This window comes from Wenzhouxiangella sp. YN9 (assembly GCF_056324165.1).
This window is the reverse complement of record NZ_JBJNIP010000107.1, coordinates 128,191-147,314: the sequence shown is the minus strand read 5'-3', so window position 1 is coordinate 147,314 and position 19,124 is coordinate 128,191. Positions and strand designations below refer to the sequence as shown.

13 protein-coding genes, 1 tRNA gene and 1 pseudogene are annotated in these 19,124 nt (G+C 62.5%); 7 read left to right on the top strand and 8 right to left on the bottom strand.

What is annotated here, in order from left to right; genetic code table 11:
* Both ACEWQ0_RS10465 and ACEWQ0_RS10460 read left to right on the top strand, forming a co-directional pair.
* A pseudogene (locus tag ACEWQ0_RS10465) lies at positions 1–292 on the top strand (hypothetical protein); the annotation flags it as partial.
* Between the two features lie 106 nt (positions 293–398).
* Positions 399–884, top strand: a complete 486-nt coding sequence (locus ACEWQ0_RS10460) for a hypothetical protein (RefSeq protein WP_476485320.1) — start codon at positions 399–401, stop codon at positions 882–884.
* Between the two features lie 451 nt (positions 885–1,335).
* On the opposite strand, the gene ACEWQ0_RS10455 is transcribed toward ACEWQ0_RS10460, so the two are convergent.
* Positions 1,336–1,410 (bottom strand) — tRNA-Val (locus ACEWQ0_RS10455).
* A gap of 233 nt (positions 1,411–1,643) precedes the next feature.
* Between ACEWQ0_RS10455 and ACEWQ0_RS10450 the strand changes: the two genes are divergently transcribed.
* Positions 1,644–3,902, top strand: coding sequence for a choice-of-anchor Q domain-containing protein (locus ACEWQ0_RS10450; RefSeq protein ID WP_476485319.1), 2,259 nt, complete (start codon positions 1,644–1,646; stop codon positions 3,900–3,902).
* Positions 3,903–3,994: 92 nt separating this feature from the next.
* On the top strand, positions 3,995–4,759 hold the full coding sequence (locus tag ACEWQ0_RS10445; RefSeq protein ID WP_476485318.1) for a hypothetical protein: 765 nt from the start codon (positions 3,995–3,997) through the stop codon (positions 4,757–4,759).
* A 52-nt stretch (positions 4,760–4,811) separates the two neighbouring features.
* On the opposite strand, the gene ACEWQ0_RS10440 is transcribed toward ACEWQ0_RS10445, so the two are convergent.
* Positions 4,812–5,813, bottom strand: coding sequence for a serine/threonine protein kinase (locus ACEWQ0_RS10440; protein WP_476481820.1), 1,002 nt, complete (start codon positions 5,811–5,813; stop codon positions 4,812–4,814).
* A 120-nt stretch (positions 5,814–5,933) separates the two neighbouring features.
* Between ACEWQ0_RS10440 and ACEWQ0_RS10435 the strand changes: the two genes are divergently transcribed.
* Positions 5,934–7,238, top strand: coding sequence for a hypothetical protein (locus ACEWQ0_RS10435; protein ID WP_476485317.1), 1,305 nt, complete (start codon positions 5,934–5,936; stop codon positions 7,236–7,238).
* Positions 7,239–7,241: 3 nt separating this feature from the next.
* On the opposite strand, the gene ACEWQ0_RS10430 is transcribed toward ACEWQ0_RS10435, so the two are convergent.
* A complete protein-coding gene (locus tag ACEWQ0_RS10430) occupies positions 7,242–9,479 on the bottom strand; it encodes a TonB-dependent hemoglobin/transferrin/lactoferrin family receptor (protein WP_476485316.1) in 2,238 nt (745 codons plus the stop codon).
* 69 nt (positions 9,480–9,548) lie between these two features.
* The gene (gene hemP, locus ACEWQ0_RS10425) at positions 9,549–9,719 is read right to left on the bottom strand and encodes a hemin uptake protein HemP (protein WP_476485315.1); all 171 of its coding nucleotides are present in this window, start codon (positions 9,717–9,719) and stop codon (positions 9,549–9,551) included.
* A gap of 215 nt (positions 9,720–9,934) precedes the next feature.
* On the opposite strand from hemP, the gene grxD reads away from it, so the two are divergent.
* Positions 9,935–10,837, top strand: coding sequence for a Grx4 family monothiol glutaredoxin (gene grxD / locus ACEWQ0_RS10420; protein WP_476481824.1), 903 nt, complete (start codon positions 9,935–9,937; stop codon positions 10,835–10,837).
* Positions 10,838–10,851: 14 nt separating this feature from the next.
* On the top strand, positions 10,852–12,291 hold the full coding sequence (locus ACEWQ0_RS10415) for an MltF family protein (protein WP_476485314.1): 1,440 nt from the start codon (positions 10,852–10,854) through the stop codon (positions 12,289–12,291).
* Positions 12,292–12,318: 27 nt separating this feature from the next.
* Here ACEWQ0_RS10415 and xth read toward each other — a convergent pair whose 3' ends face one another.
* The 4 genes from xth to ACEWQ0_RS10395 all read right to left on the bottom strand — a co-directional run bounded on the left by xth (position 12,319) and on the right by ACEWQ0_RS10395 (position 19,077).
* A complete protein-coding gene (gene xth / locus ACEWQ0_RS10410; protein WP_476481933.1) occupies positions 12,319–13,083 on the bottom strand; it encodes an exodeoxyribonuclease III in 765 nt (254 codons plus the stop codon).
* Between the two features lie 33 nt (positions 13,084–13,116).
* Positions 13,117–15,519 (bottom strand): sensor domain-containing protein, encoded by a 2,403-nt coding sequence (locus tag ACEWQ0_RS10405; RefSeq protein WP_476485313.1) that lies wholly within the window; start codon positions 15,517–15,519, stop codon positions 13,117–13,119.
* Positions 15,520–15,582: 63 nt separating this feature from the next.
* Positions 15,583–16,230: a lysophospholipid acyltransferase family protein gene (locus ACEWQ0_RS10400; protein ID WP_476481827.1), complete on the bottom strand. Its 648-nt coding sequence runs from the start codon at positions 16,228–16,230 to the stop codon at positions 15,583–15,585.
* Positions 16,231–16,293: 63 nt separating this feature from the next.
* Complete coding sequence (locus ACEWQ0_RS10395; RefSeq protein ID WP_476485312.1) at positions 16,294–19,077, bottom strand: M16 family metallopeptidase; 2,784 nt, start codon at positions 19,075–19,077, stop codon at positions 16,294–16,296.
* Positions 19,078–19,124: the final 47 nt, after the last annotated feature.

Below are 19,124 nucleotides of genomic sequence, written 5' to 3'. Positions count from 1 at the left end.
CCCGGCTTACAGCCGCCGACCGCACGAAGGCCTGGCGCTGTTTACCCCCGAAGATCTCTATACCGGACAGTTCGAAGCACTCTGGCGGATCCGGCAAGCGGCCATGGATCGGCACTATGCGGCGCATCCCGAGCGCTACGTTCAAGGACCACCTCAAGTTGCCAGGCCACCGGCGGTTGTCTCGATCAATCCCGAAGACGGTCAGACTGCAGCGGAGCTACTGCACGATCCGGAAGCGTTCCAAATCTCACCAACACCGGTCAGCATCGAGCTGCCCGAGGTTGTTACATAGAAATCGTCGCCGATGTGTTGGGAATAGGTTGACACGTTCCGGGCTGCCTAAGCATGGAATAAGGCGACATCTATCTTGACAACCATCGACAACCACGGATTAGGATATGAGTGACAAGAATCCGATTTTATGGTCATGCCAGACGGAAGAGGGCAGGCTTCCACTGGCATGGTGTGTGGTCATGGCGATTGCAGCCGGGTTTCCCATGGCCTACTGGGTTCCTGATCTTGATATTGGCACCGCCTTGATTTTGTCTGCTGTGCTTTGCTTTGTTGCTTTGCTCAACATCAATATTCGCAGAAAAAGGTCGTACACGCTCTACGAAGACCGTCTGGTTGTCGAGGAGCTATCTCCGGGGATTGGTGAGCCTCGAAAGACTTATCCTGTTGAAGAGATCAAGGGCAAACCAGTGCGAGTAAGCGGTGGGGCCTTGTTGGGAATTCATACGGTCAAGATTGGGCATGGGCATGGGCGTGGTGCGATCAGGCTTGAGCTGTTCCAGCGTGATCAGGCTGTACAGCTTGCCGATGCGCTGAAATCTGTCTTAGCTGATTATTCATCGTCGAGGCCCTTGGAGAGTGGCGATAGATAGGTGTTTAGTGGCGGGTGGGCCGCTGCATTTATAGGGCCTGACGGCTTGTAGTGTCTTCTTGGCGGTCGCGTGTAAGCGCCGGCGCTGGTCTGGTCATCTTTTGGTAAACGCTGGGCCAGGTCGGGCTGGAAACGTCATCTGCATTGAAACAAGGCATCAAGTTGTGCGCTTTTGATGAAGCATACACGCAAAGGAAGATAGCCGGAAACCATCGCTCCAGCCTGCTCGAACCAGGGGTTGTTATCGGACACGCAAGGTTAGCCCGGCCCAAGGTCTCGTTGCCCGGCAGTGAATGTGGGGTAGTTCGCAGGCTGCCGGCCGCGCCTCCTCTAATAGCCTCGGAGAGGGCGATCCGGAGTTGACAGCATTCGGACTCTAAAAGGGCAGCTTATGAATACAAAAAAGCCCATGGAAATCATGGGCTTCTCGCGGCCTGACGGCCTGGATTCGGTGGTGGGCGATGCTGGGATCGAACCAGCGACCCCTGCCGTGTGAAGGCAGTGCTCTCCCGCTGAGCTAATCGCCCCCCGAAGCTGTGTATTCTAGGGTGCTTTGGTGCTTGCGGCAAGCCGGATTGCGACCGCCGCCGGCTTGCGCTTGCGCCTGATCGTGGCGGCTCTCCGGCGATCTGGTGGGCTTCGGTGGCTCCGCCGCGTCTCGCGTTCTCTTTTTTTGTGCAATTCGATGGCAGATCTGCCGGATATCTGCCGTTAACTGTGATTGAGTTCAATGATTCTTTACCCCCTCAGGGAGAGTTCCGTGTCCAAATATCAGTCGACGACAAAATATGAATTCCGGCAGAACGTTCAACCGAAGATCGCGCCGCTAACTGCGGCGGTCAGCGGAGCTCTGGCCGCGGGCTCGCTGCAGGCGGCGACGATCACGGTCGACAGTCTCAACGACGGCCATAATTCGGGAGAGTGCACGCTGCGCTCGGCGCTGTATTCGGCGACGACCAACAACGTCTGGGGTAATTGCACCGCCGGTGACACCGGTACCGACACCATCAACTTCGCATCAGGGCTGAGCGGCACCATCACGCTCGGAACGAGCGGGACGCACTACGACGGCTCGACCCTGCCGATCGGTGAGTCGGTCGCCATCGACGGCGACAACAACATCACCATCCAGGGCTCGGGGAACGCTCCGGTCTTCTACGCCAAGTACGACGGCAGCGCCAACTATACCCATACCGTGCAGCTTGCCCAGGTCACGATCACCGGCGGCGGCGGTAATCGCGGCGGCGGCGTGCTGTCCCGTGCCTATTCTCTTCAGCTTTCCGATGTCACCATCAGCGGAAATATGGTGGACGAGGCCGGCGGCGGCGTCTGGCACGAGCCCTACTACGGCGAGGGTGAACTGCTGATGCTTGGCTCAGAAATCTCGGGCAACTCGGTGGTCGGGGCCGGCGGCTACGCCGGCGGGATCGGCATGCGCGCGCCCGATGGCGGCAATGTCCAGATTTCCGGGGCCAGCTTCCGTGACAATACCGTATTCAACGGCGGCGGCGGTGGCCTGCATCTGGATATTGCCGACTATGCCCAGGTCGATATCAAGTACAGCACGTTCGAAAACAACCAGGCCAAGTACGGCGACGGCGGCGGCATCCAGGCGAAGCTGGGCTATGCGGTGGTCGGCCTGCAGGACAGTACCTTCACCAACAACAAGGCCTATTACTCCGGCGGCGGGCTGTCTCTGATTGAAGACAACGCCTCCTTACAGCAGGCCGAGATCACTCTCGACGGCAACGAGTTCAACGACAACAAGGCCGGCGACACAGGCGGTGGCGCATCGCTGAGCATTCATCATGGCGACGATGGAACGCTCGACAACCCGGTCAAGTTTCTGGATGTGACCGGCGACAACGTTTTCTTGAACAACCAGGCGGAAAACGGCGGGGGCGGCGCCCATCTGTTTTTGGAGGACACGGTTGTGGCCACTATCGACGGCGCCCGTATTAACGGAAACCAGAGCGCAACGGGCGGCGGTGGCGGCCTGATGGCAGTGGTCCAGGCCTCCGAGATCAGTATCGGCAACAGCGAGTTTTGGGGCAACCAGACCGACGGCGGTGAGGGTGGTGCGGTGAATGTTGCCGTTACCAACGGTGCTTTCTACGGTTCCCACCTCTACGTTGCGGAGAACTCCAATACCAGCGGCGCGGCAGGCGCCTTTCAGGTGACCGCCAACGCCTCCGATTTCGGTCTCGAGTATTCTGCGTTCTATGAAAACTCAGCGACTACCTGCGGTGGGGGACTGCGCCTGACCGGCAGCCCCAACAAGGCCAGCGTCGGGCACTCCGTTTTTTACCTGAACTCCGCCAGTTGTGGCGGCGGCATGAGCATGTTCTCGCCGTCTTCGAACGCCATCATGGTGGAGGTCAAATACTCGGAGTTCAGCCAGAACCAGGCTTCTGCGACCGGCTCGGCGACCGGCGGCGGCGCCATCTTCGCGGAGTTCTCTTCCAGCAGCTCCATGTTCCTGAAGAACTCGACCATCTCGGGCAACGAATCGGCCGGCGTGGCCGGCGGAGTGCGTCTCAAGGGCGACATGAACGCCGACCTCAAGTACTCGACGATTGCCAATAACTACACCTATGACCAGGGCGGCGGCGTCTATAACACCAGCACGAGCTGCAGCATCAACAACTCGATCCTTGCCGGCAACACGAACCAGACCGGGCTCTATCAGGACCTGAAGGGCAGCCAGGACTGCGATGTCTCCAACACCCTGCTGGCCGGTGCCAAGTACTCGGACTTCAGCGACGGCGGCGGCAACATCCTCGACACCGCCCCCAAACTGGGCCCGCTTGCCGACAACGGCGGCAATGCCGGCTACACGCATGCCCTGATGGCCGACAGCCCGGCCATCGATGCCGGCAGCGCTGGTAGTGGCGCGCCCAACAACGACCAGCGCGGGCCGGGCTTTCCGCGGGTGATCGGCCCGGCCATCGACATGGGTGCCTACGAGTTCTCGGCGACGCCCGGAGCGATCTTCCAGGATCGTTTCGAGCAGCCCTGAGTCTGGCCCTGCCTGCCGCCTTGTCGACTTCGGCGGGGCGGCTGTTTTTGTTCATCAACCACCGACAAGCCCTTGCCAAGGAGATCGATGGAATGCGCCTGAAGCTGACCGTGATTATGCTTTTCGCCATCTCCCTGGCGGCCTGCTCTTCGCACGATGATTCGCAGGCGCCGCCGCCGACCGATAGCGCCTCGCTCGAGGCAGAGCAGGCGGCCCCGGAGAAAGGCGAGGAAAGCGCCAACGTGCCGCCCGGGGAGCTCTCGCGCGATGAGCTGCGCGCCCTGGCGCGCAACCCGGAAGCCATGCAGGAAATCATGGCCGATCCCGAGCGCCGCCAGGCGATGCGCGAGCGGTTGAAAAAGCGGCGCCAGGAAGAGCGGCGCGATGATGACTCTGCCGACCGCCGCGCCGCCATGCGCAAGCGAGCCGAGCGCTATCGCCGCTCCCGCTCGTCTTCAGAGGGTGCGTCCGGACGGGAAGAGAGCGATGGCGTGTTGCGGGGGCGTGAGCGATTTGCGCGCTGGTGGGAAGATGACGATCTTGCGCGCGAGATCGGCCTGTCCGAGCGGCAGCTTGCCAACATCGATGCCGCTTATGAACAGCTTCTCAGCGCCGCACGCCGGTCGCGACAGGCTTTGGTCGATGCCAAATCGGCCGCGACCGATGCCCTGAAAGCAGGGGATCACGAGCGCCTGGGTGAGCTGGCCGAGGCACGCTTCGAGGCGCTCCAGGCGCGTGCCCGCGCCGAGACAGAATGGGTGCAGCAGCTGCTCGACATCCTTGAGGGTGAACAGATGCGCAAGCTGGTCGAACAAAAGCCGGAGCTGGTTGGCCGGCTGCTTGCACCACTGCGCTGACGGCCTTCGAGCCGAGCGTTGATCCGGCGCCCAGGCACTCGGCCTGCTGTGGTCAGGTCCGGGCGAGGTTCAGCGCCGGTTCCGACAGCTCGCCAAGCTGCTCGCGCAGCTGTCCGATGACGTTTTCCCAATGACGATCGTCGCCGAACCAGGGGAAGGCTGCGGGAAAGGCCGGGTCATCCCAGCGCCGCGCCAGCCAGGCCTGATAATAGATCATCCTTAGCGTGCGCAGGGCCTCGATCAGGTGCAGCTCACGCGGGTCGAAATCATGAAAGCGGCGATACTCCTCGATCAGCCAGCCGAGCTGCAGCTCGCGTTCTTCACGGCTTCCGGAGATCAGCATCCACAGATCCTGGATCGCCGGGCCGGTGAGACAGTCGTCAAGGTCGACGAAATGCGCCTGCTCGTCGCGCCAGAGAATGTTGCCGGGGTGGCAGTCGCCGTGCAGCCGGATGCCGCGATAGTCGCCGGCCCGCTCGAAGGCGGCGTCGATACCATCGAGCAGGTGGGCGGCCAGGCTGGAAAAGGCAGTCTCCAGGTGCGGGGGAAGCCATTGCCGCTCGAGCAGCCAGTCGACGGGTTCGCGGCCGCGCTCGGCAATGGTGAGCTCGCCGCGCTGCGCGAACTGTCCGGCAGCAGCGACTGCATGCATGCGCCCGAGCGTGCGGCCCAGTATGCGCAGCGTGGGCTCGTGCGCCGGCTCGGGCGCGTGGCCGCCGCGCCGGGGAAAGATCGCCAGGCGGAAGCCGACATGCTGATGCAGCGTGCACGCATGAAGGCGCAACGGGGCGACCACTGACAGTCCTGCGGCGCTCAGTTCGTGGGCAAAATGATGCTCTTCCAGGATGGCCTGATCGCTCCAGCGGCCGGGGCGGTAGAACTTGACGACCACCGGATCGGCGTCTTCTAGCCCTACTTGCCAGACCCGGTTCTCGAAGCTGTTGAGCGCCAGAAGCTGCCCGTTGACGTGCAGTCCCAGCGCCTCGACAGCGTCAAGCACCACTTCGGGGCCAAGGTCTTCATAGGGTCTGGATGCCTTGTCTGCACCACTCATGACTTGTTTATCCTGACTGGGGTGGCGGGCGTGATTGCCGGCGTGTCATATTATGCAGCCGTGCGACCACAAAGGCTGAACCGTGCCGTTTACGCTCGATCCTGAACGGAGGATTGTGTCATGAAAATGCGATCGACTCTCTGGCTGTCTTTCGCCTTGTTGATGACGGTAGCTTTTGCCGCGGCGCAAGCCGATGAGGAGCCCGTGGAGCAGGCGGCAGAAGAGGCAGAAGGTGAAGAGCAACAGCGCAAGAGCAGGCGACAGCGCCTGATGGAGCTGTCCTGTCGGGATGAACAGGGTCGCCCGGAGAGCTGGCTGGATGCCAGCCATTCCTATATCAACCAGCGACTGTGCGAGCCGGCGGCCTGGTTCGACGGCTTTTTTGGTGACCCACGCACGCTGGAGGAAAATCCGGTGGGCAGCTTTATCCGGCTGCGCAATGCCGGACGCTGGGACGAGAGTGAGGGTTGGAAATATCGGGCCGGCGTGCGCGCCAACCTGATTCTGCCGCGCCTGTCCGAGCGCGTGCGCCTGCTGGTGGCGCGCGATGAGGAGCTCGAGGGCGATTACCCTGATACGGGCGCCTTCGACGACCCGGAAAACCGCACCCGGTTGGGCCTGCGCTACATTGCCAGCGCGCGCGCTCGCAGTCGACTGGACGTCGACGGAACTGTGCGCGTCAGCCGCGGAGCGCTCAATCCCCGGATTCGCGGTCGTTACCGCTACGTGCGCGGCCTGACCGACCGCACCCTGGGTCGATTCACGCAGTCGGCTTTCTGGGAGCGTGAACAGGGAATGGGCCTGACCAGCCGGGTGGACTGGGAGTGGCTGCCCAATCGCGATCGGCTGTTGCGCTGGAGTGCCCGCGGAACCTGGTCGGAAAAGTCCGATGGCATTGACTGGCGAAGCGGTCTGGTGTCGTATCGACAGCTCAGCAGACGCAGCGCACTACGCTCGGAGGTGGGCGCCTGGGGATTTACCGAACCGAGCTTCGAGGTTGAAGAGTATTTCGTGGCGGTGCGCTATCGGCGGCAGTTTCTGCGCCACTGGCTCTACTACGAGATCGAGCCCGAACACGCCTGGCCCAAGGACTTCGATACCGGCGAGCGCCGGCGCGACTGGCGCCTTACCTTCACTCTCGAGATTCAGTTCGAGAACCGGCGCTCCCGTCGGCATCGTCTGGAGCACTATCTGGATGACGACGCCGACACACGGGAATGGGAAGACGAACCGATTCCCGTGGATGCCCCCGGAGATCGCGTCGAAAACCCGGTGCTGGAGGGTGTGGACGACGTGGAAGGCCAGGAAAAGCAGGGCAAAAAGGACGAAGACGAGGAAGATGGAGAGCCCCTTGATGAAGGGGAGGCTGCGCCCCGGGCGAGCGAGGAGAGTCAGGCTGGTGGGTATGCCCGGGGCGCAGGGTGAAAGCTAGAGCTGCCAGATCAGGCTCGCGCCGGCGTTGAAACCCGGCTGGGTATAACGCGCCAGTCCCGGGTCGTCTGCCGGACGGTTGCGCACCGTCGACCAAGACCAGATCTTGCGGTCGGTGAGGTTGAACAGTCCGAGATTCAGCCGCGTCGTCTCATTGAATTCCCATGATGCGAGCAGGTCCAGGGTTGCGTAGCCCGGCGCTTGAAAATCCTCCGCGCTGGCGACGTCGTCTTTCGCGGCCACGGCGGTCAGTACCAGCTCGACGTCGAGCGGCAGCTGGTTGGGCAGCCAGCGCAGCCCGAGCACGCCGGTTGGCGGTTCGATGCTGTTGAGAGGAACATCACCGGAGCGGTTTTCGCCGTCCGACCAGGCCGCAGCGCCGCGTAGCTGCCACGCGGTCAGCGCGGGGGCAATTCGGGCCAGGTTGAAGGTGGCCGCGGCTTCGATGCCCTGGATGCGCACTTCGTTCAGGTTCTGCGACTGGAATATCAGCAGGCCGGTGTCCGGGTCGGTTCCCACGTTGACCAGGTTTTCAATGAAGTTGTCGTAGTCGTTGCGGTAGGCCGATATGCTCAGACGCCCCCAGTCGCCCTGACTGCGCAGGCCCAGCTCCCAGCCCCGGGATTTTTCCGGTTTCAGGTCCGGGTTGGGAATGGCGGTATAGCCGAACTGCAGGTTGGTGAAACCGACGTTGACGTCGTTGTAAGGTGGTGAACGAAAGCCGCGCGCATACTGCGCGAACACGTCGATCTGGTCGTTGACCGTGTAGATTGCGCCGACTCGCGGGGTGAAACTGGTCTCGTCGATTGCGGCCGGCTCGAACTCGGGATTGTCTTCGACAAAAATCGAATCGAGCTTCGGATCGAGGTCATAGTAATCGACGCGCGCACTGGGAATGAGCTTGAAGTGATCGCCCATGGCAATGCGATCCTCCGCGTACAGCCCGGCTTCGAGCGTTGTGCTCTTGGGAAAATCGCGTACCGGAAATTCGTCCGGTCCGACGGTCGGGCTCATGGTGCCGTCGCTCAGGTCGCGCTCGAAACCGGTGCGCAATTGCTCGGTCCGCGTCTGGTAGAGCTCGAACCCACCGACCAGATCATGGTTCAGCCCAGCGGTATTGAAGTCCCAACGAGCGGTGGCTTCCGTACCCAGAATCTTCTGCTCGAACTCTGCACGGCGGAAGCGATGGACAGCTGCGCGCTCGCCGTAGACAAGGGTGGTGCGATCCTCGAAGGTGTCCTGCTCGGTCAGCGCACTCTGGTAGTAGGCCTTCCAGGAAAGGCGCTCAGCCCAGCCAGGATTGCGGCCCTGATAGTCGACGCTGATACGGCGACGGCGGCTGCGGTCGTCGCCGCGCAACGAGGTGGTCTTCACGACATATGGAAAGCCATAGGTATCCGAATAGTCTTCGCTGCCAAGGCGGTCAAGCACCCTGGTTTTGCTGTCGACTTCATTGTGCTCCAGCGATAGTCGCCACTGCTGGTCGGAGCCCTCATCGAGAAGCACCTTGGCCAGCACATTGCGGCCATCGTATTGATGCGGGTTTGGCCGGGTGCGCTCCGGTCCGGTGCCACCGATTCTGCCCTGGTTGTCGACTTCATGACCGCTGCGCTCAACCCACTGAAGCGAACCGGACAGGCGCTTTCCGCGACCAGCCAGCGTGCCCGAGCCAATCCAGCCCTCGTCAGCCGAGTAGTAGCCGGCTCGCGTTCGCACGGTTGCGTTGCCGCTTGAATGGGCCAGCCAGTCAGCGGGGTCCTTGGTGGTCAGCGCAACAACGCCGGCCAGGGCGCTGGAGCCAAACAGGCTGGAGGCCGGGCCGCGCACGACTTCAACTTGCTTGAGCGAGTCGGTATCGACGAAGTTTCGTGATGCGTTGGAGAATTCACCAATGGCGAACCCGTCGGGCACGCGCACGCCATCGACCGCCACCTGAACGCGGTTGCCGCCCAGCCCGCGAATGTTGAAGCCCGCCAGCCCGAAACGCTGCCCCTGAAAGGGCACGGTCACGCCCGGGATGTAGCGCATCATGTCGCGGATGGATTCGGTGAGCGTTCGCTCGATGTCGCGGTCGTTGATGACGGTGACGGGTGCGGCAATTTCGGTAATGGGGCGTTCGCTTTTGGATGCGGTGACAGTCACGCGGTCCAGATCGACGGAATCGATTTCGGCTGCAGCCGACAGGCTGGCTGAAAGCAGCCCGCAGGCAGCCAGCCGGCGAATGAGGCAGGTCATGGTGAGCTCCTGTTTGATTCATTCGGGTTGGCTCGCCGCGGGCGCGGCTGGCTGGCCCAGTGGTTTGGTTTATTTGGTCAAGATCAATTTGCCGTTGCGCGTAATGCGGAGCACATAGATGCCGCCGTCGTGCTCGAGCCGCACCTGCCGACCTGGCCCCAGCAGTTTCTGTACCGGGATGACGGGCGCATCGGCGGTGGCCGGCCGTGAAGCGGGTGCTGTGGGCTTGCGCTCACGCATTTGCAAATCATAACGATTCTCATTTAGAAACGCAAGCGCCGTGACGACAAAATTGGCCGGATCCCCTCGGTGGCGGTGGCCGGGCTGCCGTTGTGCGGCAAATCATGATCTGTCTGGCATGAATGATGTATTTGATATACTTCAAGCGGCTTGATACTCAGCCGATGCAGCCCAAACATCAGTAAAGACACTTGATTAGCAAAGGCACGAACACCATGACGCTCGATCCCGCTGTGCGCGAAAAAATCGAATCGCAAGTCGCTTCCCATCGCGTAGTGCTTTACATGAAAGGCACCCCGAAGATGCCGCAGTGCGGCTTTTCCGCCAAAACCGCCGGCATTCTTGATCAGTTGCTGGAAGGTGACTACGCGAGCTACAACGTGCTCGAAGACGACACCATCCGCGAAGGTATCAAGGTCTTCGGCGACTGGCCCACGATTCCCCAGCTGTATGTCGAGGGCGAGCTGGTCGGTGGCAACGACATCATCGGCGAGATGTTCAACACCGGCGAGCTGCACGAGATGTTCGGCATGGAAAAGCCCGACCGCACACCGCCGGAAATCACCATCACCGACAAGGCCGCCGACAAGATTCGGGAGTTTCTCGAAGCCTATCCGGGCAATCACCTGCACTTTGCCATCGATGGCAGCTGGGAAGCCCAGTTTCAGGTGGGGCCGAAGGAAGGTACGGAGATCGCGAGCGAATCCAACGGCATCACCGTGCTGATGGACCTGGCCAGCGCCCAGCGCGCCCGTGGAGCGACTGTCGACTGGCTGGAAACGGTGCAGGGTGAAGGCCTCAAGCTGGATCTGCCGGGCGCGCCGGCACCGGTGAAGCAGATGGCACCGGCCGAGCTGCAGCAGCGCATCAACTCGGGTGAGCGCCTGCTCGTCATCGACACTCGCAGCGAATCCGACCGCGCCGAAAAGCCACTGGACTTTGCCCGCGCGCTGGACGCTGACCTGATGGCCGAGCTCAAGGATGGTGACCCGAATCAGCCGCTGGTGTTCGTATGCAACGTAGGCCAGGCATCGCAGCAGTACGCCGAGCATTATCGCAAGCAGGGGTATACGCAGGTCTACAACTTGGAAGGCGGCGCTGAAGCTCTGACTTCGTGAGCCGCCGCGGGCGCGTGCGATTCGGACTGCTGGCCGTCGTGCTGCTGCTGAGCGGCTGTGGCAGTGATGTGCCGGATTCGTCGCAAGCGCCCGCGGGCGAGGCTGCCGGCCTTGAGCCGATGGTCGAGTCCTGGCATGGCGATCTGGACGGCATGGTCGAACGCCGCCAGATCCGCGTGCTCGTGCCTTTCAGCAAGACCTTCTATTTTCTCGACTCCGAAGGGCATCAGCGCGGCCTGTCGTTCGATTTCATGGAAGCGTTCGAAAACTGGCTCAACGAGCAGCGCCACGCCGGCCTGCTGCGTACGCGGGTGGTCTATATTCCGGTCACCCGCGATCGCCTGATTCCCTGGCTGATCGAAGGTCGCGGTGACGTGATCGCGGCCAACCTCACGGTCACCGAGCGCCGTCGAGAGCAGGTGGGTTTCACCACGCCGATCCGGCGTTCGGTCAATGAGGTGCTGGTATCGGGCCCCGATGCAGTGCCGCTCCACTCGCTCGAGGCTCTGGCCGGCAGAACCGTGTTCGTGCGCGAAAACAGCAGCTATTTTGACAGCCTGCAAGCGCTGAATGAGTCGCTGGAGTCGCGTGATCTGCGGGCGGTGGAGCTGGAACTCGCCCCCGGCCACTTCGAAACCGGCGACGTGCTCGAAATGGTAAACAGCGGCGTGGTCGACTACGCGGTCTCCGATGACTACCTGGCCAGGTTCTGGTCGCAGGTGCTGCCCGATATCCACGTGCACGACGACCTGATTCTGCGTGACGGCGGCGCCATTGCCTTTGCCGTGCGCCCTGAAAGTCGAAAGCTGAAACAGCGCCTTGATGAATTCCTCGACGACAACCGTGCCGGCACGCTGTTTGGCAACCTGACTTTCAAGCGCTATCTGGAAAATACCAGCTGGGTGCTTGATGAGCAGCGCGACCGCGCCATGCGCCGCTTTCGGGAAATGAGCGATCTGTTCCGCCAGTACGGGCAGGAGTACGAGCTCGACTGGCTGATGCTCGTCGCCCAGGGCTACCAGGAGTCGCAACTGGATCAGTCGGCTCGATCCGCAGCTGGTGCAATCGGCGTCATGCAGCTTCTGCCGTCGACCGCGGCCGATCTGGGTGTCGCCGACATCACCGAACTGGAAAACAACATTCACGCCGGTGCGCAGTACCTGCGCTGGATGATCGATCGCTACTACGCCGGCGAGGCGATGGATGCCGATAATCGGCTGCTGTTCGCACTGGCCTCCTACAATGCCGGCCCCAGACGGGTACGCGAACTACGCCGCCACGCCGAGGCCGCCGGGCTTGATCGCAACGTATGGTTCGACAATGTCGAACACATGGCGGCACGGGAAATCGGCCGCGAAACGGTCGACTATGTCTCCAACATCTTCAAGTACCACATCGCGTTCCGACTGATAGCAAAAAACAGCGCCAGCGAGTTGTTGCGCGAGGACAGCTGAGCTGCCGCGTCGCGAGTCCAGGCAGGCTCAGCTGAACTCGGCCACCGCCGGCGCGTGGTCGCTCGGGCGTTCGTTGCGGCGCGGCTCGATGTCGACGTAGCTGGCGGTGCAAGCGTCCTTGAGGGCGTCGGAACAGAGCACGAGGTCGATCCTCAGGCCCATGCCGCGGCGGAAGGCGGCGGCGCGGTAGTCCCACCAGGAGAAGGTCGCTTCGGGTTGCTCGAACAGCCGAAAGCTGTCGTGCAGGCCCAGGTCGAGCATGCGCTGCAGGGCTTCGCGCTCCGGCGTGGAGCACAGGATCTTTTCGTGCCAGGCTTCGGGGTCGTGTACGTCGCGATCATCCGGGGCGATGTTGAAGTCACCCATGACGACCAGCTTGTCGTGGCGCGTCAGCTCGTCGGCAATCCAGCGCTGCACGGCTTCGAGCCAGCGCATCTTGTAGTCGAACTTTTCCGAACCCACGGCCTGGCCGTTGACGACGTAGAGGTTGATCACGCGCACGTCGCCGATGGTGGCGGCTATCACGCGTTTCTGCTCATCGAGAAAGTCCGGGATTTCGGTGACGACATCCAGCGGCTGCTCGCGCGCGATCATGGCCACGCCGTTGTAGGTCGGCTGGCCGGCGAAGGCGACCTGATAGCCGGCCTCCTCGATGGCTTCGATCGGGAACTTGTCGTCGGTCAGTTTGGTTTCCTGCAGGCCCAGCACGTCCGGGCGCTGGTGTTCCATCCAGTCGAGCACCTGCGGCAGGCGCACCTTGAGGGAGTTGACGTTCCAGCTGGCAATCTTCATGGCAAAGGAGTGTACCTGATCGGTTGCTGGCAATCAGGCTTCCGTACGGCCGGCGTTCAGGCGGCTTATCACTTCGGGGATGTCCTTGGCGGGCACGGCGTGGCTGAACAGGAAGCCCTGCCCATGGCGGCAGCCGATGGCCTGCAGTCGCCGGCGCTGGCCTTCGGTTTCGACGCCTTCGGCCAGAGTACGAAAGCCCAGCGCCTGACCCAGGGCGACTATTGCCTGGCAGACGGCCGCATCGCGCGGATTGTCGGCCAGTGTTCGGGTGAAGCTCTGGTCGATCTTGAGGGTGTCGAAGGGCAGTTCCTTGAGATAGGCCAGAGAGGAATAGCCGGTGCCGAAATCATCCATGGCCAGCTCCAGATCGAGTTGCTTGAGCTTGTTCAGCAAGGCTGCGGCGGAGTCCCCGGTGCCCATGATGAAGCTTTCGGTCAGCTCCAGTTCGAGGTGGTTGGCGGGCAGCCCGGAAGATGCCAGGCACCGCTCGATGCGGGCCCGGAGATCACTGCGCTGAACCTGAATGCCGGATACGTTGACCGAGATGCGGCCAAAGTCGATGCCATCATCCAGCCAGAGTCGGGCCTGCTGACAGGCGGTCTCGAGCACGAGCGCGCCAAGTTCCACGATCAGGCCGGTGTCCTCGGCAATTGGAATAAAGCGTTCGGGATAGAGCAGGCCAAGCTCGGGGTGCTGCCAACGCACCAGCGCCTCGAGGCCGACCACGCGGCCGGAGTGCAGCGCGACCTGGGGCTGGTAATGCACACTGAGCTCGCGCTGTTCGATGGCCTGGCGCAGCTGCGCGGCCAGCAGCACGCGATCGCGGGCATATTGGCCGAGGTCACCGCTGTGTTGACGCACCAGATTGCCGCCTTCGCCCTGGGCCTGATACGACGCCGCATCGCTTTGCTGCAGCAGGGTTTCCGGGTCGCAGTCAGTACAACTGCTCGAGGCCACGCCGACACTGGCGGTGGCAAACAGCATGCGGCCGTTGATGGAAATGGGGCGGGCCAGGGCCTGCCGAATGGATTCAGCCAGCCTCTCTGCGGCGTCGCTGTTGGCAAGCAGCACAGCAAACTCATCGGCACCGATGCGCGCAACGAGATGCTGTGGTGCCAGCAGGGTCTGCAGCCGGCGCGCCGCCTCCTGCAAGACCTGATCACCGGCTGCGAGCCCGAGGCTCTCGTTGATGTGCTTGAAGCCGTCCAGGTCGATGTGCAGCACGTGTACTGACTGCCGCTGCCCCAGACTTTCGAGGGCGGACTTGAGTCGTGCCAGAAACATGACCCGATTGGGCAGCTCGGTCAGCAGGTCGTGGTAGTAGAGCCGCTCGATCTGTTGTTTCGAGCTGTGCAAGTCGCTGAGGTCGGTAATGACAGCCACGTAGTGGGTCAGCGCGCCCTGCTCATCGTGTACCGCGTTGATCCGGGTCAGCTGCGGGTAAAGGCTGCCGTCCTTGCGCCGGTTCCACAGCTCCCCCTGCCAGCGACCCTGGGCATTCAATGACTGCCACAGGCGGCGATAATATGATTTGTCCTGTCGCCCGGATTGCAGCAGCCGTGGGTTCCGGTTGAGGACTTCTGCCTCAGTGTATCCGGTGATTTGGGTGAACGCCGGGTTGACGCCGACGATGCGGCGCTCGCGGTCGGCAATGATGATTCCCTCGCCCGTGCTCTCGAAAACCGTGGCCGACAGGCGCAGGCGCTGGATTCCTTCCCGGCGGCGCGTGATGTCGCGAGCGATGACAAGGATACCGGCGATGCCCTCATGCTGGATCGGCACCGACGAGACTTCAACATGGATGGTATGCCCGTCGGCGTGACGCATATCGATTTCGACCGGGGGTGCGCCATTGCCGGAGTCATGCATTTGCGAGATACGCAATCTCGCCAGGTCGCGGAAGTCCGGGTGAATGTAGTTCAGTACCGAACGGCCGGGCAGGGCCTCCTCGTCGTCCAGGCCCAGCAACCGCGCGGTCTGCCGGTTGGCGTAACGAAAAGTCAGGTCGCTGTGGATGAAAATGGCGTCCGGCGCGGCGGCGATGACGCGCTGGAAGTTCAGTTCACTTTGTTCGAGCGCACGCAGGGTCGCCAGGTACTCGCTGGCGTCGTGAACGATGGAATACAACAGTTTGCGTCCGTCGTGCCGGATCAAGCCGCTTTGAACGTGAACGTCGTGAATCTGGCCGTTGGCGTCGCGATGCCGGAACAGGAAGGCGTTGCGTTGCTTGCGGCGAGCACTGTCCATGAGCTCTGCCACTTCGGTTGCATCGAGCACGTTGATGTCGGAAATCCGCATGCTGCGAAGGGTTTGGCGAGACCAGCCGTAGAATTCGACCGCTGCCGGATTGGCGTCGACAATCTGGCCGTCGTCGGGATCGATCAACAGCATGACCGAGTAGTTGTTTTCGAATACGCTGCCGACCGCCTGGGTCATCTCTGCGTTCCTTTCAAAGCGCTGCTCGTTCGTCCGCGGGACGGCGGTGAAAAGCGTGCGGCGTCATCGCTGTGCATCCAAGGCGGTCACGGCCATTCGACGGCAGTCGTTGATTGCCTGTTCCAGTCGGGCGGCCATGTCTGCTGATCGGGCGTTCTGGTCGCGCGCCACCGTGATGGGCTCACCCCAGTGGACCAACACCCGGGCAAAGGGCAGGGGCAGCTCGGTCTGATCCCAGGAGCGGTGCAGGGTGATGCCGCGGCTGCAGGCCATGGCGCAGGGGAAGACCGGCAGACCGGTGATGCGGGCCAGCTCCAGGATGCCCGGCTTGGCCTTGTGGACGGGGCCGCGCGGGCCGTCAACCGCGATCACCGGCGAGTAGCCCTCGCGCGCCAGCCGCATGAGGCCGCGAAGCGCTTTTGAGCCGCCGCGGCTTGATGACCCGCGAGAGGTGGCAAAGCCGAACTTTCGCAGCACGTAATTCATCAGCTCGCCGTCCTTGCTCCAGGACGCCATGGCGGCCAGGTGGTAGTAGCGTGAAAAACATACCATGCCCAGCTCGTCGCCGTGCCAGATGGCGACGATGAACGGCTGACCGGATTCGATGTGTTGCAGCAAAGACGGCGGCTCGCATCGCTGCAGTCGCCAGGTGGCGCTCCAGCTGCGATAGACGCTGTAGATCAGGCGGGGGAGAATATGGCGGCGAAACATGGTGCCGCGAATGATACCCCGCTGGCGCGCCCCGGGGGGGCGCGCCAGCGAGTGCCGAACCGATTATTCTTGCTGGTCGTCGGCTTCAGCTTCTGATTCGGACTCGGAGTCCGACTCAAAGTCGCCGGCGACCGCATAGCTCAGCCGCTCGGGTGCAATATGCTTGCGCACGGCTTGTGTGACGTCTTCGGCGGTCAGCTCGGCAACAGCCTGCTCGAACTCGGCCCGATGGTACATATCGCGCCCGAGATAGAGGTTGCTGTTGAGCATGGACATCAGCTGCCCGTCGTTGCTGCGGCCAAGCTCGAGCTGCTGCAGATAGCCGCGCCGGCCCTGGGCGACTTCCTCGTCGCCAAAGCCTTCGTCAACGGCCCGATCGAGTTCTTCAAAGAGCACCTCAACCAGGCGTTCGCGGTTTTCCGGCGCATACATGGCAAAAACCACAAACGTGCCGCGCTCGTCGAGGCTGGCGGCCTGGATCTGTCCGCCCACGCCATAGCTCAGGCCTTCGGTATCGCGGATGCGATCGGCCAGTCGCGAGCTCAGAAAGCCGCCGCCGAGCAGATGACCCGCCAGCGACAGGGCCGGATAGTCCGGGTGCTCGTCGCTCAGCGGCAGCGGCTGCGCACCGACCAGGCCGGCATTGGCCTTGTCGTCGAGCTGCGCTGTCAGCGCCGCCTGTTCGGGTTCGTAGTAAGGCCGCTCGTAGCGTTCGAAGGCAATTTCAGGCTCCCAGTCGGCAAACAGGGACTCCAGCTGTGTGCGCAGCTCATCGGGATCAAAATCGCCGACAAAGCTGATGGTCGTGCCCGGGCCAAAACCGTAGAAACGCTGGTGGAAGTCGAGCAGTTGCTCGCGTTCGAGCGCCTTGATGCGCGCCTCGGCCTCATCCCAGCTGGGGGTGTATTCCGGGTGCTCGGGCGGCTGATGATTGCCGTGGCGCTGCAGCAGCCGCGAGGCCACCGCCATCGGGTTGTCGCGGGCCTGATCGAGTCCGGTCAGCTGTTGCCGGCGCAGCTCACGGAATTCCGAGTCGTCGAAGGTGGGCTGGCGCAGAATCTCGGCCGTCAGCGTCATTAGCTCGCTGAGCCGGTCCCGCGTGCTTTCCATGCTGGTCGTGATCGTGCTGCCGCCGCTGATCGACAGCGTTGACTGAAGTTCGCTGATGCGATCGCGGATGGCCTGGCGGTCGTGGTTTTCCGACCCGCGCATGAGCATGCTGGCGGTCATGTCGGGGACATTGTCCAGGCCGGTGAGCGTTTCGAGCGTGCCGGTGCGCATGGTGATCCGGCCCTGAACGCGATTGCCGCGGGTTTGCTTGGGCAGCAGCGCGACCTTTGCACCATTGGGCAGCTCGAAGCGCACCAGTCGGGCTTCGATGTTCTCGGCCGTGGGGTTGAACGACTCGCCCTCGCTGCGGGCTTCTCCGCCGGTGTAGTCAGCCAGCAGCTTCGCGGTATCGGGTGCTTCCGGAATTTCGGCACGCTGTGGCTCGCTCTCGGGAATGAACTGGCCAACGGTGCGGTTGTCGCGAACGAGATAGGTGTCAGCCACGCGTACCACATCGTCGACCGTGACCTCATCGAGCCGATCCCGATTGAGGAACATCAGCCGCCAGTCACCTGCAGCCGCCCATTCGCTCAGCTCGATGCCGACGCGATTGGAGTCGTTGAGCGTGACTTCGATGTTGCGTTTGAGCGCATTGATTGCGCGCTCGACTTCTTCCTGCGTCGGCGGGTTGTCTTCAAGCGCATCGATGGTCTCGAGCAGCGTTGCGCGCGCGGCTTCCAGGTCGTCGTCCTTGTCGACCTGAGCGAAGGCCAGCAGCAGCGCGGGCTCGCCCAGCGACAGCGAAAACGCGCCGACCTGGCTGGCCAGCTCTTCGGTCACCAGCGCCTGATGCAGACGGCCCGAGGGTGCCTCGCCGAGCACGTGCGAGAGCACCTGGATGGCGGCAAAATCTTCATGTGCGGCAGCGGGAACGTGCCAAGCCGACATGACCGACTGGAACTGGCCGGAGCGGCGTACGTTGACGCTGCGCTCGCCATCCTGGGTCGGCTCGCGGGTGTAGGTGGGCCACAGTTTCATGTCGCCGGTTCGATCTGGGGCGGGAATGGCGCCGAACTGAGCGTCAATCAACTCGAGCGCACGTTCGGGCTCGAAGTTGCCCGACAGGATGATCATGGCGTTGTCGGGCTGATAATAGCGACGGTAGAAGTCCTGCAGGCGCTCGACCGGCACGTTCTCGATGTCCGAGCGTGCGCCGATGGTCGAGCGACCGTAGCCGTGCCACAGATAGGCGGTGGCCATCACGCGCTGCATCAGCACGCGAAACGGGCTGGTTTCGCCTATCTCGAACTCATTGCGCACTACCGTCATTTCCGATTCAAGATCTTCGCCGGAGATCAGTGAATTGACCATGCGGTCGGCTTCCATGCGGATGGCCCACTCCAGGTTTTCCTCGCCGGCCGGCAGGGTCTGGAAGTAGTTGGTGCGCTCGTACCAGGTGGTGCCGTTGGCCGAGCCGCCGCGCTCGGAGATCTCGGCCTTGATGTCGTGATGATCGGGAGTACCGTAGAACAGCATGTGCTCGAGCAGGTGCGCCATGCCGGTCTCGCCGTAGCTTTCGTGCTTTGAGCCGACGAAGTAGGTGACGTTGATGGTCGAGGTCGGTCGACTTCGGTCGGGCATCAACAGAACTTTCATGCCGTTGTCGAGGCGATACTCGGTAATGCCTTCGACGCGGGTGATTTGATCGAGCCCGTCGGGCTGGGCTGAGGCCAGCACCGGCAGGAGCATCAACACGGCGACAAGCCATCGCCGCGCGCCACACGCAGGTCGTTTCATACGTCTATCTCCATGAAATCATGTTGGGGAAGGAAGAGGGTACATGA

What these genes read in the sequence shown, in the direction of transcription:
- ACEWQ0_RS10460 (WP_476485320.1), top strand. Translation starts at nt 399, where the DNA reads ATGAGTGACAAGAATCCGATTTTATGGTCATGCCAGACGGAAGAGGGC.
- ACEWQ0_RS10445 (WP_476485318.1), top strand. Translation starts at nt 3,995, where the DNA reads ATGCGCCTGAAGCTGACCGTGATTATGCTTTTCGCCATCTCCCTGGCG.
- ACEWQ0_RS10440 (WP_476481820.1), bottom strand. Translation starts at nt 5,813, where the DNA reads ATGAGTGGTGCAGACAAGGCATCCAGACCCTATGAAGACCTTGGCCCC.
- ACEWQ0_RS10435 (WP_476485317.1), top strand. Translation starts at nt 5,934, where the DNA reads ATGAAAATGCGATCGACTCTCTGGCTGTCTTTCGCCTTGTTGATGACG.
- ACEWQ0_RS10430 (WP_476485316.1), bottom strand. Translation starts at nt 9,479, where the DNA reads ATGACCTGCCTCATTCGCCGGCTGGCTGCCTGCGGGCTGCTTTCAGCC.
- hemP (WP_476485315.1), bottom strand. Translation starts at nt 9,719, where the DNA reads ATGCGTGAGCGCAAGCCCACAGCACCCGCTTCACGGCCGGCCACCGCC.
- grxD (WP_476481824.1), top strand. Translation starts at nt 9,935, where the DNA reads ATGACGCTCGATCCCGCTGTGCGCGAAAAAATCGAATCGCAAGTCGCT.
- xth (WP_476481933.1), bottom strand. Translation starts at nt 13,083, where the DNA reads ATGAAGATTGCCAGCTGGAACGTCAACTCCCTCAAGGTGCGCCTGCCG.
- ACEWQ0_RS10405 (WP_476485313.1), bottom strand. Translation starts at nt 15,519, where the DNA reads ATGACCCAGGCGGTCGGCAGCGTATTCGAAAACAACTACTCGGTCATG.
- ACEWQ0_RS10400 (WP_476481827.1), bottom strand. Translation starts at nt 16,230, where the DNA reads ATGTTTCGCCGCCATATTCTCCCCCGCCTGATCTACAGCGTCTATCGC.
- ACEWQ0_RS10395 (WP_476485312.1), bottom strand. Translation starts at nt 19,077, where the DNA reads ATGAAACGACCTGCGTGTGGCGCGCGGCGATGGCTTGTCGCCGTGTTG.